The following is a 14079-nucleotide window of genomic DNA, read 5'->3' as shown; positions in this document are numbered from 1 at the left end:
GCATCAGTTGCGAAACGGATTTTCAATAATCGTTGATTATGGTCCGTAATCACTTTCGCCGCTCAAGCGGTCAGGAAGAGACGCATCAGGATCGCTCGCCAATGACCGGCTCGACTTCGCCGAAAGCACCACAATCCGGCTTGAAGAGGCTCTTTCGCTCGAAAGACGGTGCCGCGGCGATTGAGTTCGCACTGCTTGCTATTCCCTATTTTCTCATTGTCTTTGCCATCGTAGAGACATTCGTGGCCTACACGGCCGAGCAACTGGTCGCCAATGCCGTCGACACGATGGGCCGCAAGCTGCGGACCGGCAATATCACAGTCACGAGCAGTACCGCTTCCACCTACATGAACGAGACCCAATTCCGCCGCGCCTTTTGCGGTGAAATCTCGATCCTGATCCAGTGCAGCGAAGCCGAGATCGCCAAAGCCAACAAGCTGTTTATCGACGCAAAGCCCTATACGAATTTCTCCGACATGCCGACGACGATCCCGATGGCAAACGGAGATCTCAATACGGCAGGCCTTGGCTTTGCTCCGGGCGGATCTGGCACCAAGAACATGCTGCGTGCCTACTACAAGTGGGACGTCACGACCGATTTGCTTCGCCCGTATATTTCCAACATCCGCCCGACCAGTGGATCCAATTACTTCCTGATCGTGGAAACCTCTGCTTTCAGGAATGAGGATTATCCGTGATGCGGGCGAAATTGCAAAAAATTCTCTCGCGACTACCGCTGACGGAGCAGATGCGGCGCTTCGCGGCAGATGTGCGGGGTATAGGAGGAGTGGAATTCGCTCTGATCGCGCCACTTCTGCTTTTCCTTTACATCACCTCTTTCGAATTGACGATTGGTCTCAGCGTATCGAAGCGGGTAACCCGCACGGCCAGCACGGTCGCAGATCTCGTAACGCAACAGGCGAAGGTTACAACAAGCGACCTGCAGCAGATGACGAGCGTCGCAAACGCCATTTTCACGCCTTACCAGCCTCAAAATCTGAAAATGAAGATTACCGGCGTCACAATAGATGCTTCGAGCAATCCAACTGTGGCCTGGTCCTGGGCGCAAGACGGCAGCCGGCCCTATTCCAATGGCTCCGCGGTCAACGTGCCAACCGACATGCGTTCGGCCAGCACGTTTCTGGTTCGGGCCGAGGTTTCGGTCACACACCAACTGCTGATGTTTATGCCCGGGCTGATGCCGAGCAGCCTGCAAACCATCACGCTGAACCGCGAGTTTTATTATCGCCAGCGTGTGGGAACCAGCATCACCTGTGACGGGTGCTGAGACTTCGAGGCCGATAAGCTCTTCGACGCTTCCCAACCGACCAGCCGAGGTCTTTGCCAACCGCATCCACGAACTATATGTTACGCGATTCAGTTCGACCACGAGGTCGGACAAGACGGCATTCAGATCACTGGTGACAGATGGCGCGAGCCTTTCTCTTCGTACTTGATTCCTTCGGCGTCGGCGGCGCGCGAGACGCAGCCGATTACGGCGACCTGGGATCCAACACGCTCGGCCATATCGCAGAATTCTGCGCCGCCGGAGCGGCCGACCGGGCGGGCCTACGAGAGGGACCGCTCAAGCTTCCCAACATGACCTCGCTCGGGCTGATGGATATCGCCAAGATGGCGAGCGGCAATTATCCAGTCGGCATGCCGCTTCCAGAGCGGCTGTTCGGGCTTTATGGCGCGGCGAGCGAGTTGTCGAACGGCAAGGATACGCCGTCCGGGCATTGGGAGATCGCCGGTACCCCCGTCATGTTCAACTGGGGTTATTTCCCGACCGAAGGCGATGCTTTTTCGCCGGAACTGGTGGAGGCGATCTGCCGCGATGGCGAAATCCCCGGCATTCTCGGCAATTGCCACGCTTCGGGAACCGAAATCATCGAAAGGCTTGGCGAGGAGCATGTCAGGACGGGCAAGCCGATCTGTTACACATCGAGCGACAGCGTCTTCCAGATCGCCGCACATGAGACGCATTTCGGGCTGGAGCGGCTGATCGCGCTTTGCCAGGTGGTGCGCGGCCTGCTTGACCCGCTCAATATCGGCCGCGTGATTGCGCGCCCCTTCACCGGCGAGACGGCTGAGACTTTCGAGAGGACCGGCAACCGGCGCGATTTCTCCGTGCTTCCGCCGGAGCCGACATTGCTCGACCGGCTGGTGGAAGCCGGCCGCAGCGTTCACGCCGTCGGCAAGGTGGGCGATATCTTCGCGCATCAGGGCGTGTCCCGCGTGATCAAGGCGAACGGCAATGCGGCGCTGACTTCAGCGACGCTTGCCGCGATGGACGAGGCGGCGGATGGCGATCTGGTCTTCACCAATTTCGTCGATTTCGACATGATCTACGGCCATCGTCGCGACGTGCCCGGTTATGCCGCAGCGCTCGAGGCTTTCGACCTGACCCTGCCGGATTTTCACCGGAGGCTGAAACCGGGTGATCTGGTGATATTGACTGCCGACCATGGCTGCGATCCGACCTGGCGCGGCACGGACCATACCCGCGAGCGCGTGCCGATCATGGCCTTTGGTCCCGGTATCCGCACCCGCTCGATCGGGGTCCGGTCCTCCTATGCCGATATCGGCGAGACGATCGCCGCACATCTCGGCATTCCCGCAGGCCGGCATGGATGGAGTTTCCTGTGACGCAACATCTTCTGAAGGCCGAGATCCACTGCCATATCGAGGGGGCAGCCCCCCCCGAGCGTGACGGAAAAGCAGGCACGCAAATACGGTGTCGACACCAGCGCATTCCTGCAGGACGGTGCCTATCAATGGCGCGACTTTTCCGAATTCCTGGTCGCCTATGACGCGGTGGCTGCCCTTTTCCGCACGGAAGAAGACTATGCGCTTCTGACTGAAGCCTATCTTTCCGAACTCGCCGCAATCAACACGATCTATAGCGAGATCATCGTGTCGCCGGATCATGGCGACCGGATCGGGCTTGGCGCGGATGCCTATCTCGCCGGTATCTGCGACGGAATTCTTGCTGCGAAGGAAAAGACCGGCATCGAGGCGCGGATCATCGTCACCGGCGAGCGGCATTTTGGACCCGAGCGGGTCATTTCGGCAGCCGAATATGCTGCGCGGGCGAAAAACCCTCTGGTCACCGGTTTCAACATGGCAGGCGAGGAACGCATGGGACGCGTGGCTGACTACGCCCGCGCCTTCGACATCGCCCGCGATGCAGGGCTGGGTCTCACCATCCATGCAGGCGAAGTGTGCGGGCCATTCAGCGTGACGGATGCGCTGGATTTGGTGAAGCCGGCGCGTATCGGCCATGGTGTCAGGGCGATCGAGGACGAGGCGCTGGTGGCACGGCTGGCCGAACTCGGCACGGTGCTGGAAGTCTGCCCCGGTTCGAATATCGCGCTTGGCGTCTTTGCCGATTTCGACAGCCATCCCCTGAAACGGCTCAAGGCAGCCGGAGTGAAGGTCTGCATCAATTCCGACGACCCGCCCTTCTTCGACACGTCGCTTGCCCGCGAATACGAAATTGCCGCGCAGGTGATGGGCATGAGCGATGCGGAGATCAACAAGATGACACGAACGGCGCTTGAAGCCGCATTCACCGATGCAGAGACGAAAGCAGGATTGCTGCAGCGTTTCGACGCGCAAACCTGAGGTACAGGCTGGGGATCATGCATGGAGCATGATCTCGCCCCTTGCAGAACAAGACGTTTTTCGAAAAAGAAGAGACAAGCAACGAAAAGGATAAAAGGTCATGGACGGCGTCACAGTCATCAATCATCCGCTGGTGCAGCACAAGCTGACGATCATGCGCAAGAAGGAGACGTCGACCGCCGGTTTCCGCAGACTGCTGCGCGAGATCTCGATGCTTCTCTGCTACGAAGTAACCCGCGATCTCGAGCTGACGATGGAAACGATCGAGACGCCGATCACCGAGATGCAGTCGCCGATCGTGGAAGGCAAGAAGCTGGTCTTCGTTTCGATCCTGCGTGCGGGCAACGGCCTTCTGGAAGGCATGCTCGAACTGGTTCCTTCGGCCCGCGTCTCTCACATCGGTCTTTACCGCGACCACGATACGCTGCAGCCGGTGGAATATTACTTCAAGGCTCCGGATGGTCTCGACGAGCGCCTGCTGATCGTCGTCGACCCGATGCTAGCGACCGGCAATTCGGCAATCGCCGCAATCCAGAAGCTCAAGGAGCGCGGTGCGACGAACATCCGTTTCCTCTGCCTGCTGGCTGCACCGGAAGGCATCAAGAATTTCCAGGAAGCCCATCCGGACGTGAAGATCTACACGGCATCGATCGACAGCCATCTGAACGAGAAGGGCTATATCGTGCCGGGTCTCGGCGATGCTGGCGACCGCATGTACGGCACGAAATAAGGTTTTCAGGATTTCCTAACCAATGATGAAGAAGACGGCCGGCCCGAAAGGGTCAGGCCGCCTTTTCGTAACCATTGCGGCCTAGCATGTTTTGCCTGAACGTAAGGGATCGACCCATGCTTATTCGCACCGCCATGTTCGCAGCCGTCGCCATCGTCGTGGCGACGCAGATCCCTGCCCTGCTCGAACACACAGGCCCGGCACAGCAGGAGCCGGCGGTGCAGGCGCCCGCCCCAAGATCACAGATCGCGGCAACTCCTCAGGCCGCATCGCTTACTCCGGGGACGATGGTTCTCAACGCTGATGGACGCGGGCATTTCATCGGTACATTCAAGCTGAACGGCAAGTCCGTTACCGGCCTGGTGGATACCGGCGCTTCAGTGGTGGCGATCAACGAACGCACGGCGCGGATGCTGGGTTATGGCGCAAACAGCCTCGACTTCCGTTACCCGATGCAGACGGCGAACGGGCAGACGCAGGCCGCGCATATCGTTCTCGACCGTGTGGAGATCGGCAATGTGCGGGTGCGCGATGTCGATGCCATGGTGCTGCGCGACGAAGCGCTGAGCGACACGCTGGTCGGCATGAGTTTTCTGACGAAGCTGAAATCCTACCAGGTCAAAGGCGGCAGCCTGACACTTGCCAACTGAGCCGGAGATCAACCGATCCGCTCGATGATGGCCGGCGAAGGCTCCGGCGGGCTCGCCGCGATTGTGTAGCTCGCAAGCAAAGCCTCGCCTGCGCGTTTCGCCTGTTCCCGGGATGCCGCGTGAACGCGTGCGATCGGCTGCCCCTTTTCGACGGTGGAACCCAGCGGCAGGATGTGATCGAAGCCGACGCTGTGATCGATCGTGTCGGTGGTCTTCCGGCGGCCTCCGCCCATATCCACGACCGCAAGCCCGAGGGTCCGACCATCGCAGGCGGCAAGATAACCGGCAGCCGGGGCCAGGATATCCAGAATGACAGGCGCTTTCGGCAGATAGGCTTCCGGGCGCTCGCAGAAATCGGCAGGACCGCCGAGCGCATGAACCATGCGAGCGAAAATTTCCATGGCACGGCCTGACGAAAGAGCCGAGCGCGCCATGCCCCTGCCCTCTTCAACGGTCGATGCGAGGCCCGCCCGAACCAGCATTTCAGCGACTTCAGCCAGCACGACCGTCTCAAGCCGCGTTCCCGCCTTCCGGGCGGCGAGAAAATCGACGCAGTTCATCACTTCCAGCGCATTGCCTGCGGCATCGGCCAACGGCTCGTTCATATCGGTGATGAGTGCAACGGTCGGAACGCCTGCGCCGTTTGCGACATCGACCAGCGAACGGGCCAGAATACGGGCCTCGCCGATATCCTGCATGAAGGCGCCCGAGCCGACCTTCACGTCCATCAGCAGGGACTGCAGGCCGGCGGCTAGCTTTTTCGACAGGATCGAGGCAGTGATGAGCGGCACGGATTCGACCGTCGCGGTGACGTCACGGATGGCATAAAGCCGCCGGTCGGCGGGCGCCAAATCCGATGTCTGGCCGACGATCGCACACCCGACTTCCTGCATGACCCTTGCAAAACGCGCCTGATCCGGCGCGATGTCGTAACCCGGAATGGATTGCAGCTTGTCGAGCGTGCCACCGGTATGGCCAAGGCCGCGACCCGAAATCATCGGGACCGCGAGACCGCAGGCAGCCGCTATGGGGGCGAGCATCAGCGAGACATTGTCGCCGACGCCGCCGGTCGAATGCTTGTCGGCGATAGGTCGATCGACGCTGTCCCATTTCAGGACGGAGCCGCTGTCGCGCATGGCAAGCGTCAGACCTACCGTCTCATTTCGGGACATTCCCCGAAAGAAGACAGCCATGGTAAAGGCCGCTGCCTGCGCCTCCGACACTGATCTATCGGTTACGCCGGCCACAAAGGCCGCGATCTCCTCTCTCGAAAGACCGTGGCCGTCGCGTTTACGGCGGATGATTTCCTGCGGCAGCATGCCAGTGCGTCAATAGCCAGCGGCGGCGCGCGGCGCGGTGCTTCCGCTCAAGACCGCCAGAATGTCATCGAGCAGGCTCGAAGCGCCGAAGCGGAAAGTGGAGGGCATGACCCAGTTCGGTCCCAGAATGCTTTCCGCAAGTCTCAGATAAAGATCGGCATCGGAGACCGTTGAAATGCCGCCTGCCGGCTTGAAGCCGACATTGGCTTTGGATTCGCGGATCGCCCGCAGCATGATATCTGCTGCTTCCAGTGTCGCATTGACCTGCACCTTGCCGGTCGAGGTCTTGATGAAATCGGCACCGGCGGCAATCGCCAGTTCGGAGGCGCGCCTGACAAGCGCCATGTCGCGGATTTCGCCGGTTTCGAGAATAACCTTGAGCGTGGATTGTAGGCAGGCGGCACGGACGGCCTCGACCATCGTCGTGACAGCCTCCTCATCGCCTGCGATGAAGGCCTTGTAGGGAATGACGAGATCGATCTCGTCGGCACCGTCTTCGACGGCCTTCTTCGTTTCCTCGACCACTTCGGCAACGGCAAGATCACCGGAAGGGAAGTTGACGACGGTTGCGATTCTGACCGGATGGCCGGACCCGAGAATGCTACGGGCATGGGCGATGAAGCGCGGCCAGATGCAGATCGCAGCACTGTTGCCGTAAGGCGTTTGCGCGCGAAGGCACAGGTTTTCGATCGCGGCATTGTCGCAATCGTCACGCAGGTTCGTCAGGTCGAGAAGAGACAGGGCAAATGCCGCAGCCTCGCGCGGGCTCTGCAGTTCCATGGTGTCCTCCGGTGTGGATTGAAGTGCAAGTTTTAGCGTTGAACCGATTTGATTCAACCCGCATAGGTCGCGAAATGTGGTATCTTGCCGCTAGGGCATTGATAAGTCAGGCATCGCGGCTGAGCATTTCATGCAGGACCGCGGCGAGCCGGGCACCACCGACAGGGGCCATGTCCTTGGTTTCCTCGTGGCTGAGCTCGGCACCGGTCATGCCCGCCCCGTAATTGGTGACGACCGAGGCGGCGGCCACCTTCAAGCCAAAGTAGCGGGCGAGGATGACTTCCGGCACGGTCGACATGCCGACGGCATCGGCGCCGAGCGTGCGTGCCATGCGAATTTCGGCCGGCGTTTCGAAGCTCGGGCCAGAGAACCACATGTAGACGCCCTGATACAGCGTCACACCGGCAAGGATCGCGGCATTGCGCATCTTGAGCGCCAGATCGGCATCATAGGCACTGGTCATGCCGACGAAGCGTTGATCGCCATGTTCGCCGATCAGCGGGTTCATGCCGGAATAGTTGATATGGTCGGTGATCTGCATGACCGAACCGGGCGGCATGTCTTCACGCACGGACCCTGCCGAGTTGGTAAGGATCAGCGACTGCACGCCAAGGCCCTTTAGCACCTGCAGGGGGAACCGCATGGCCTTGGGATCGCCATGCTCGTAATAATGGGCGCGGCCGGACAGCATGATGACCGGCTGGCTGCCGAGATAACCCGCCACCAGTTCGCCCGCATGGCCAGTAACACCGCTTACCGGGAAACCTTCAAGTTCCCTGTAGGAAATGCGGACCTGCTCGGTCACGCCTTCCACCAGCGAGCCCAAGCCGGAACCCAGCACAATCGCCACGCGCGGCACGAGGCCATCCAGTCGCTCGACCAGTAGATCGGTTACCGTCGTCATCCGATGACATCCGTTTCGAAAGCATAAGGCAGAAGTTCGGCCATGGTGACGGTCTTCGCCACGCCTGCCTCATCGCAGAGATAGATCCGCGTATCGGCCGAAGCGAATTCCGAGATCTTCTGGCGGCAGCCGCCGCAGGGAGTGCAGAGCGGCAGCTTTTCGGCAATCACCGCCAGTTCGACGATCTTCTTTCCGCCGCCCATGACCATGGCGCCGATCGCCGTCGGCTCGGCGCACCAGCCTTGAGGGAAGGAGAGGTTCTCGATATTGGCGCCGAGATAGACTTTTCCGTCATCCGCCTTCAACGCAACACCGACCGGGAACTTGGAATAGGGCGCATGAGCCTTGGTCATCGCCTCGCGGGCGGCTTCGAACAGTTCGTGTGACATGTCTTCAGCGCTCCTTTGTATAGGCAACACCGCCGGCCTTGGGCGGACGGGCGACGCCGATGAAGCCGGCAAGCAGGACGCAGGTGAGGATATAGGGCAGCGCCTGGAAGATCTGCACCGGAACCTCGCCGATCATCGGCAGCGACTTGCCCTGCATGAAATTGGCGAAGGCATCGAGGAAACCGAAGAGCAGGCAGGCGAACATGACCGGCACCGGCTTCCACTTGGCGAAGATCAGCGCGGCGAGCGCGATGTAACCCTTGCCGGCCGACATGTTGTTGATGAAGGCGGCGGATTGGGCGATCGACAGATAGGTGCCGGCGAAGCCTGCGAGAAAACCGGTGACGATCAGCGCGCGATAGCGCAGCCAGACGACCGATACGCCTGCCGTATCGACCGCGCCGGGATTTTCGCCGACGGCGCGAAGGCGCAGGCCGAAACGGGTGCGATAGAGCACCCACCAGGAGAGCGGTACCATCAGGAAAGCGATATAGGTGAGGATGTTGTTGCCGGAAATGACATTGGCGTAAAGCGGACCGATGATCGGCACGTCGCGCATCATGTCGGCACCCGGCAGGATGATGCCGGAGAAGCGCCCTTCCGCCGGCACCTGGCCGGTGCGGCCGCCCTGGTTGAACCAGGCGGTGCCGAGCACGATCGTCAGGCCTGCCGCGATGAAGTTCAGCGCCACGCCGGAGACGATCTGGTTGCCGCGGTTGGTGATCGAGGCAAAGCCGTGCAGCAGCGAAAAGATGATCGAAACCAGAATGCCTGCGCCGAGACCTGCCCAGGCATTGCCGGTCCAATAGGCGACGCAGGCGGCGGCGAAGGCGGATGCCAGCATCTTGCCTTCAAGGCCGATGTCGAAAATACCGGCGCGCTCGGAGAACAGACCTGCCAGTGCGGTGAAGAGCAGCGGGATGGACAGGCGGATGGCCGAGCCCAGAATGCTGACGAAAGTATCGAAATATTCCATGGCTACTTCCCCCTCGCCGTCTGGTAGAGCCGCACCATGGCCGGGCGCAGCATGTATTCCAGCGCACCGGCAAAGAAGATGACCAGACCCTGGATGACCACGATCATGTCGCGGGTGATATTTGGCATTTCGAAGGAGAGATCCGCACCGCCCTGATAGAGGATGCCGAAGAGGATGGCTGCGAGAATGATGCCGACCGGATGGCTGCGTCCCATCAGCGAAACGGCAATGCCGACAAAACCTGCCCCGGCGACAAACTCTACCTGAAGACGGGCCGAGGCGCCCATGACCGCATTGAGCGACATCATGCCGGCAAGGCCGCCGGAGATGAGCATGGCGATGATGACGGTGCGGACGTAAGGAATGCCGGCATAGACCGCGGCTGTCGGGCTGATGCCGAGCGTGCGCATCTCATAACCGAGCTTGGTGCGCCAGATGAGCAGCCAAACGAGGTAACACATCACCAGCGCGATGATGAAGGAGACGTTGAAAGGCGCCGGACCGAGTTTCAGACCGAACAGCGCCATCAGCCAGTCGAGCTTGGGCAGCTGCCCGCCAGGCAGGAAGGTGCGGGTTTCCGGCGCCATCTTGCCCGGCACGATGAAGACGTTGACCAGAAGATAGACCATCAGCGCCGCGCCGATGAAATTGAACATGATGGTGGTGATGACGATGTGACTGCCGCGCTTGGCCTGCAGCCAGGCGGGAATGAAAGCCCAGGCGGCACCGAAGAGCGCCGCGCCGACAACCGCAAAAGGCATGGTCACGTACCACGGCACGTAATGATCGAGCGAGAGCGCAACCAGAGCAGCCCCGAGACCGCCAACATAGGCCTGACCTTCGGAGCCGATGTTGAACAGGCCGGCATGGAAGGCGACGGCGACCGAAAGGCCGGTGAAGATGAAGCTCGTGGCATAAAACAGGGTGAAGCCAATCGCATCACCGCGACCGAGCGCACCCTGAATGAGGAAATTCAGCGCCTCGAACGGGTTTTCGCCGATCGCCCAGACGACGAGGCCGGAGAAGAAGAAGGCGAGAATGAGGTTCAACAGCGGAATGACGCCATAATTGATCCAGGCGGGCAATGGAACAGACGCCGTGCTCATGCGCCCCTCCCCGTTTGCCCGGTTCCGATCCGTGCCTCGTACATCCCATACTCCGAAATTCTATTAGAAACAGAGACCGTCACGCTGCGATCCCCGCCATCATCAGACCAAGTGTCTGCTCATCCGCATCCGACGTTTTTTCGCCGACGACCTTGCCGGCGAACATGACGAGGATGCGATCCGACAGCGAACGGATCTCATCAAGTTCGACGGAGACCAGAAGCACCGCTTTGCCGGCATCGCGCATCTCGATGATGCGCCGGTGAATGAATTCGATCGCGCCGATATCGACGCCGCGAGTCGGCTGGCCGATCAGCAGCATTTTCGGATCGCGCTCGATCTCGCGGGCAACGACGATCTTCTGCTGGTTGCCGCCGGAGAAATTGGCAGTCTTCAGCCGCGGGTTCGGCGGGCGGATATCGTATTTTTCGATCTGCTCCTCGGCGCTCTTTCGAATTGCGTCGAGATCCAGCATCGCGCCGCGGCCGTAACGCGGATCGTGGTGATAGCCGAGGATGGAGTTTTCGTATTCCTCGAATTTCAGCACCAGCCCCATATGGTGGCGATCTTCGGGAATGTGCGCGAGGCCGAGCTGGCGCAGCAGGGCGGGATCGGCAGCGCCTACCGGCTTGCCGTCGATCAGGATTTCTCCCGAGACAGGCTTGCGGATGCCGGCAAGCGCTTCGAGCAGCTCAGACTGCCCGTTGCCAGCAACACCGGCGATGCCGACGATTTCTCCGGCGCGGACATCGAAGGAGACGTCGTCGACCATGGTGACGCCACGGCTGTCCTTCACCGTCAGGTTCTTCACCGACAGAAGCACCGGGCCGGGATTGGCGTCGCCCTTTTCGACACGCAGCAGGACGCGGCGGCCGACCATCAGCTCGGCGAGTTCGGCGACCGTCGTCTCGGCCGTCTTGCGGGTGGCGACCATCTCGCCGCGGCGCATGACCGAAACCGTATCGGTGATCGCCATGATCTCGCGCAGCTTGTGGGTGATGAGAATGATCGTCTTGCCCTGATCGCGCAGGACCTGGAGGATGCGGAAGAGGTGATCGGCTTCGGCCGGGGTCAGAACACCCGTCGGCTCATCGAGAATGAGGATTTCGGCACCGCGATAGAGCGCTTTCAGGATTTCGACACGCTGCTGGCTGCCGACCGGCAGTTCCTCGATCACCGCATCCGGATCGACCTCCAGGCCGTAATCCTTTTCCAGCCGCTTCAGCTCCTTGCGCGCGCCTGCCACACCCTTGGCAAGCAACTGCCCGCCTTCGGCGCCGAGCATGACGTTTTCCAGCACGGTGAAATTCTCCACCAGCATGAAATGCTGGTGGACCATGCCGATGCCCGCCGCAATCGCGGCCTGGCTGTCACGGATCGCGACCGGCTTGCCCTGAATGCGGATCTCACCCTCGTCGGCATGGTAGAAACCATAAAGGATCGACATCAGCGTCGACTTGCCGGCACCGTTTTCGCCGATAATGCCGTGGATGGATCCCTTGCCGACGGAAAGGTTGATGTTCTTGTTCGCATGGACTGCGCCGAATTTCTTGTCGATGCCGACAAGTTCGATCGCGGGCTCATTCGCTGAAGACTGAAGGCTCAATGGTCCGACCTTGCTCTTGATATGCAAAAAGGGCGCATGGCGGCAGTTCCACCATGCGCCCCTTCGATCCTTGACTTACATCGGGCAGGAATTGTCCGTCATGTAGTCATGCACCTTGACGGTGCCGGCAATGATATCGGCCTTTGCCTTATCGAGCGCGGACTGCATTTCCGGCGTGATCAGAGCCTTGTTGTTGTCGTCCATGGCTGCAACAACGCCGCCATCCTTGATGCCGTTGGACTGGACACCGGCGGTGAACTTGTCGGCTGCAGTATCCTTGTAGGCGTTATAGACCGCCAGATCGACGCGCTTGACCATCGAGGTCAGAACCGAACCCGGATGTACATGGTTCTGGTTCGAATCGACGCCGATCGAGAGCTTCTTGTTGTCGGTAGCGGTCTGCATGACGCCCAGACCCGATGCACCGGCTGCCGCGTAAATGACGTCGGCGCCCTGGTCGATCTGGTTCTTGGTGAGCTCGCCTGCGCGAACCGGGTCGTTCCAGGCAGCGCCGGTCGTGCCGACCATGTTCTGGAAGACCTGCATATCGGCCTTCACGGACTTGGCGCCCTGAACATAACCACAGCCGAACTTGCGGATCAGCGGGATATCCATGCCACCGACGAAGCCGACCTTGCCGGTCTTGGAGGCCATGCCAGCGAGAAGGCCGACGAGATAGGAGCCTTCCGCTTCGTTATAGACAACGGAACGAACGTTCGGCAGATCGACGACCGAGTCGACGATGACGAATTTGGTGTCGGGAAATTCAGCAGCAACCTTTTCCATGGCCGAAGTCCAGGCGAAGGAAACCGCGATAACGGGGTTATAGCCACGGCTTGCGAAGTTGCGAATAGCCTGCTCGCCCTGCGTGTCGCTTGTCGGCTCGAAATCGCGATAATCGGTGCCGGTTTCCTTCTTGTACATTTCGGCACCGGCATAGGCGGCCTCGTTGAAGGATTTATCGAATTTACCACCGGTGCCATAGACCAGCGCCGGCTTGATCTCGGCGGCCAGCGCTGTCGTCGACATCGCAGCTACGGCGAGAAGGCTCAAAAAGGTTTTCTTCATGGTGCAGCCTTGCTTTTTTTAATGTTAGGTCCTCCCGCGGGTCCGACCAGCGAACGCCATGCGGTTACCGCCCCCTCTTTGAAGGCTTGGCTATACCTACTCTTGCATGTGCGCCAGAAAAATTCACCAGATTTTTTTCATCCGGTAAAAACGCCTATCCCTTTGGCAGCCTGCATGAATTTGCCGCGGACCTGCACAAATCCGCGGCGCTCAAATCATATTATCGCAGCTTCAAGCCGCCTGGCCGACCGGGCAGGACACACCGGTGCCCTTGAGACCGCAATAACCGGCCGGGTTCTTGGCCAGATACTGCTGGTGATAGTCTTCGGCATAATAAAATGTCGGCACGGGAGCGAGTTCCGTGGTGATTGGCGTATCACGACCGGCCTTGTTCAGCGCATCCTGGAAAACATCCAGCGCCTCACGCGCCTGCTCGGCCTGGTTTTCGCTCGTCGTGTAGATTGCGGAACGATAGGTCGTGCCGATGTCGTTGCCCTGACGCATGCCCTGGGTGGGATCATGCTCCTCGAAGAACAGCTTCAGCAGCTGGCGATAGGAGACGATTTTCGGATCGAAGACGATCTTGACGATCTCTGCATGGCCGGTGAGCCCGGTCGTCGTTTCATGATAGGTCGGGTTCGGCGTGATACCGCCGGCATAGCCGACCGCGGTCACGTAGACACCCGGCACCTTCCAGAACAGGCGCTCGGCACCCCAGAAGCAGCCCATGCCGAAATAGGCAACTTCCAGGCCTTGCGGATAAGGGCCCTTGAGGGCGTGGCCGTTGACGAAATGGATCTCGGATGTCGGGATCTCTTGCGGCCTACCGGGCAGAGCCGTCTGCTCTGATGGCATTACAGTCTTCTTGCTGAAGATCTCGTTCAGGAACATTTCTGCCTCCATCTTTGGCGACATTGTTGTCTA

14 protein-coding genes and 1 pseudogene are annotated in these 14079 nt (G+C 60.1%); 6 read left to right on the top strand and 9 right to left on the bottom strand.

Translation table 11 applies throughout. From position 1 onward, the window contains the following. Positions 1-101 precede the first annotated feature (101 nt). From JZX87_RS07210 to JZX87_RS07185, 6 genes and pseudogenes are all read left to right on the top strand, one after another. The gene (locus JZX87_RS07210) at positions 102-698 is read left to right on the top strand and encodes a TadE/TadG family type IV pilus assembly protein (RefSeq protein WP_206824886.1); all 597 of its coding nucleotides are present in this window, start codon (positions 102-104) and stop codon (positions 696-698) included. Beyond that, positions 698-1288 (top strand): TadE/TadG family type IV pilus assembly protein, encoded by a 591-nt coding sequence (locus tag JZX87_RS07205; protein ID WP_206824884.1) that lies wholly within the window; start codon positions 698-700, stop codon positions 1286-1288. Before JZX87_RS07210 ends, JZX87_RS07205 begins: the two co-directional genes overlap by 1 nt. 140 nt (positions 1289-1428) lie before the next feature. Then, on the top strand, positions 1429-2649 hold the full coding sequence (locus JZX87_RS07200) for a phosphopentomutase (protein ID WP_206824883.1): 1221 nt from the start codon (positions 1429-1431) through the stop codon (positions 2647-2649). Continuing rightward, a pseudogene (locus JZX87_RS07195) lies at positions 2646-3627 on the top strand (adenosine deaminase). The gene JZX87_RS07200 and the pseudogene JZX87_RS07195 overlap by 4 nt, the downstream one beginning before the upstream one ends. Positions 3628-3727: 100 nt before the next feature. Next, positions 3728-4357, top strand: a complete 630-nt coding sequence (gene upp, locus JZX87_RS07190) for a uracil phosphoribosyltransferase (RefSeq protein WP_148146120.1) — start codon at positions 3728-3730, stop codon at positions 4355-4357. 116 nt (positions 4358-4473) lie between these two features. Beyond that, positions 4474-5007 (top strand): TIGR02281 family clan AA aspartic protease, encoded by a 534-nt coding sequence (locus JZX87_RS07185; protein WP_206824881.1) that lies wholly within the window; start codon positions 4474-4476, stop codon positions 5005-5007. Positions 5008-5015: 8 nt separating this feature from the next. Here the strand turns inward: JZX87_RS07185 and deoA are convergent, their stop codons facing one another. From deoA to msrA, 9 genes are all read right to left on the bottom strand, one after another. After that, positions 5016-6326, bottom strand: a complete 1311-nt coding sequence (gene deoA, locus JZX87_RS07180) for a thymidine phosphorylase (protein ID WP_206824873.1) — start codon at positions 6324-6326, stop codon at positions 5016-5018. Positions 6327-6335: 9 nt separating this feature from the next. After that, positions 6336-7106: a deoxyribose-phosphate aldolase gene (gene deoC / locus JZX87_RS07175; RefSeq protein ID WP_206824867.1), complete on the bottom strand. Its 771-nt coding sequence runs from the start codon at positions 7104-7106 to the stop codon at positions 6336-6338. Positions 7107-7212: 106 nt separating this feature from the next. Continuing rightward, on the bottom strand, positions 7213-8010 hold the full coding sequence (locus JZX87_RS07170; protein WP_148146124.1) for a purine-nucleoside phosphorylase: 798 nt from the start codon (positions 8008-8010) through the stop codon (positions 7213-7215). Further along, positions 8007-8399, bottom strand: a complete 393-nt coding sequence (locus tag JZX87_RS07165; protein WP_148146125.1) for a cytidine deaminase — start codon at positions 8397-8399, stop codon at positions 8007-8009. The genes JZX87_RS07170 and JZX87_RS07165 overlap by 4 nt, the downstream gene beginning before the upstream one ends. 4 nt (positions 8400-8403) lie before the next feature. Then, positions 8404-9375: an ABC transporter permease gene (locus tag JZX87_RS07160; protein ID WP_206824866.1), complete on the bottom strand. Its 972-nt coding sequence runs from the start codon at positions 9373-9375 to the stop codon at positions 8404-8406. A gap of 2 nt (positions 9376-9377) precedes the next feature. Further along, on the bottom strand, positions 9378-10481 hold the full coding sequence (locus JZX87_RS07155) for an ABC transporter permease (protein ID WP_206824865.1): 1104 nt from the start codon (positions 10479-10481) through the stop codon (positions 9378-9380). Positions 10482-10560: 79 nt separating this feature from the next. Next, a complete protein-coding gene (locus JZX87_RS07150) occupies positions 10561-12087 on the bottom strand; it encodes an ABC transporter ATP-binding protein (protein WP_206824864.1) in 1527 nt (508 codons plus the stop codon). Between the two features lie 75 nt (positions 12088-12162). Next, positions 12163-13155: a BMP family lipoprotein gene (locus tag JZX87_RS07145; RefSeq protein WP_206824862.1), complete on the bottom strand. Its 993-nt coding sequence runs from the start codon at positions 13153-13155 to the stop codon at positions 12163-12165. A 231-nt stretch (positions 13156-13386) separates the two neighbouring features. Continuing rightward, complete coding sequence (msrA, locus tag JZX87_RS07140; protein ID WP_148146293.1) at positions 13387-14046, bottom strand: peptide-methionine (S)-S-oxide reductase MsrA; 660 nt, start codon at positions 14044-14046, stop codon at positions 13387-13389. Positions 14047-14079 lie beyond the last annotated feature (33 nt).

The sequence above is a fragment of the Agrobacterium sp. Ap1 genome (genome assembly GCF_017313375.1).
GTDB lineage: Bacteria > Pseudomonadota > Alphaproteobacteria > Rhizobiales > Rhizobiaceae > Neorhizobium > Neorhizobium cellulosilyticum.
Note: the sequence above shows the minus strand (reverse complement) of the source record. Positions and strands in the feature narration are given on the sequence as shown.

Excerpts from the sequence above, each read along its gene's own strand:
- JZX87_RS07210 (WP_206824886.1), top strand. The coding sequence starts at position 102 with ATGACCGGCTCGACTTCGCCGAAAGCACCACAATCCGGCTTGAAGAGG.
- JZX87_RS07205 (WP_206824884.1), top strand. The coding sequence starts at position 698 with ATGCGGGCGAAATTGCAAAAAATTCTCTCGCGACTACCGCTGACGGAG.
- JZX87_RS07200 (WP_206824883.1), top strand. The coding sequence starts at position 1,429 with ATGGCGCGAGCCTTTCTCTTCGTACTTGATTCCTTCGGCGTCGGCGGC.
- upp (WP_148146120.1), top strand. The coding sequence starts at position 3,728 with ATGGACGGCGTCACAGTCATCAATCATCCGCTGGTGCAGCACAAGCTG.
- JZX87_RS07185 (WP_206824881.1), top strand. The coding sequence starts at position 4,474 with ATGCTTATTCGCACCGCCATGTTCGCAGCCGTCGCCATCGTCGTGGCG.
- deoA (WP_206824873.1), bottom strand. The coding sequence starts at position 6,326 with ATGCTGCCGCAGGAAATCATCCGCCGTAAACGCGACGGCCACGGTCTT.
- deoC (WP_206824867.1), bottom strand. The coding sequence starts at position 7,106 with ATGGAACTGCAGAGCCCGCGCGAGGCTGCGGCATTTGCCCTGTCTCTT.
- JZX87_RS07170 (WP_148146124.1), bottom strand. The coding sequence starts at position 8,010 with ATGACGACGGTAACCGATCTACTGGTCGAGCGACTGGATGGCCTCGTG.
- JZX87_RS07165 (WP_148146125.1), bottom strand. The coding sequence starts at position 8,399 with ATGTCACACGAACTGTTCGAAGCCGCCCGCGAGGCGATGACCAAGGCT.
- JZX87_RS07160 (WP_206824866.1), bottom strand. The coding sequence starts at position 9,375 with ATGGAATATTTCGATACTTTCGTCAGCATTCTGGGCTCGGCCATCCGC.
- JZX87_RS07155 (WP_206824865.1), bottom strand. The coding sequence starts at position 10,481 with ATGAGCACGGCGTCTGTTCCATTGCCCGCCTGGATCAATTATGGCGTC.
- JZX87_RS07145 (WP_206824862.1), bottom strand. The coding sequence starts at position 13,155 with ATGAAGAAAACCTTTTTGAGCCTTCTCGCCGTAGCTGCGATGTCGACG.
- msrA (WP_148146293.1), bottom strand. The coding sequence starts at position 14,046 with ATGTTCCTGAACGAGATCTTCAGCAAGAAGACTGTAATGCCATCAGAG.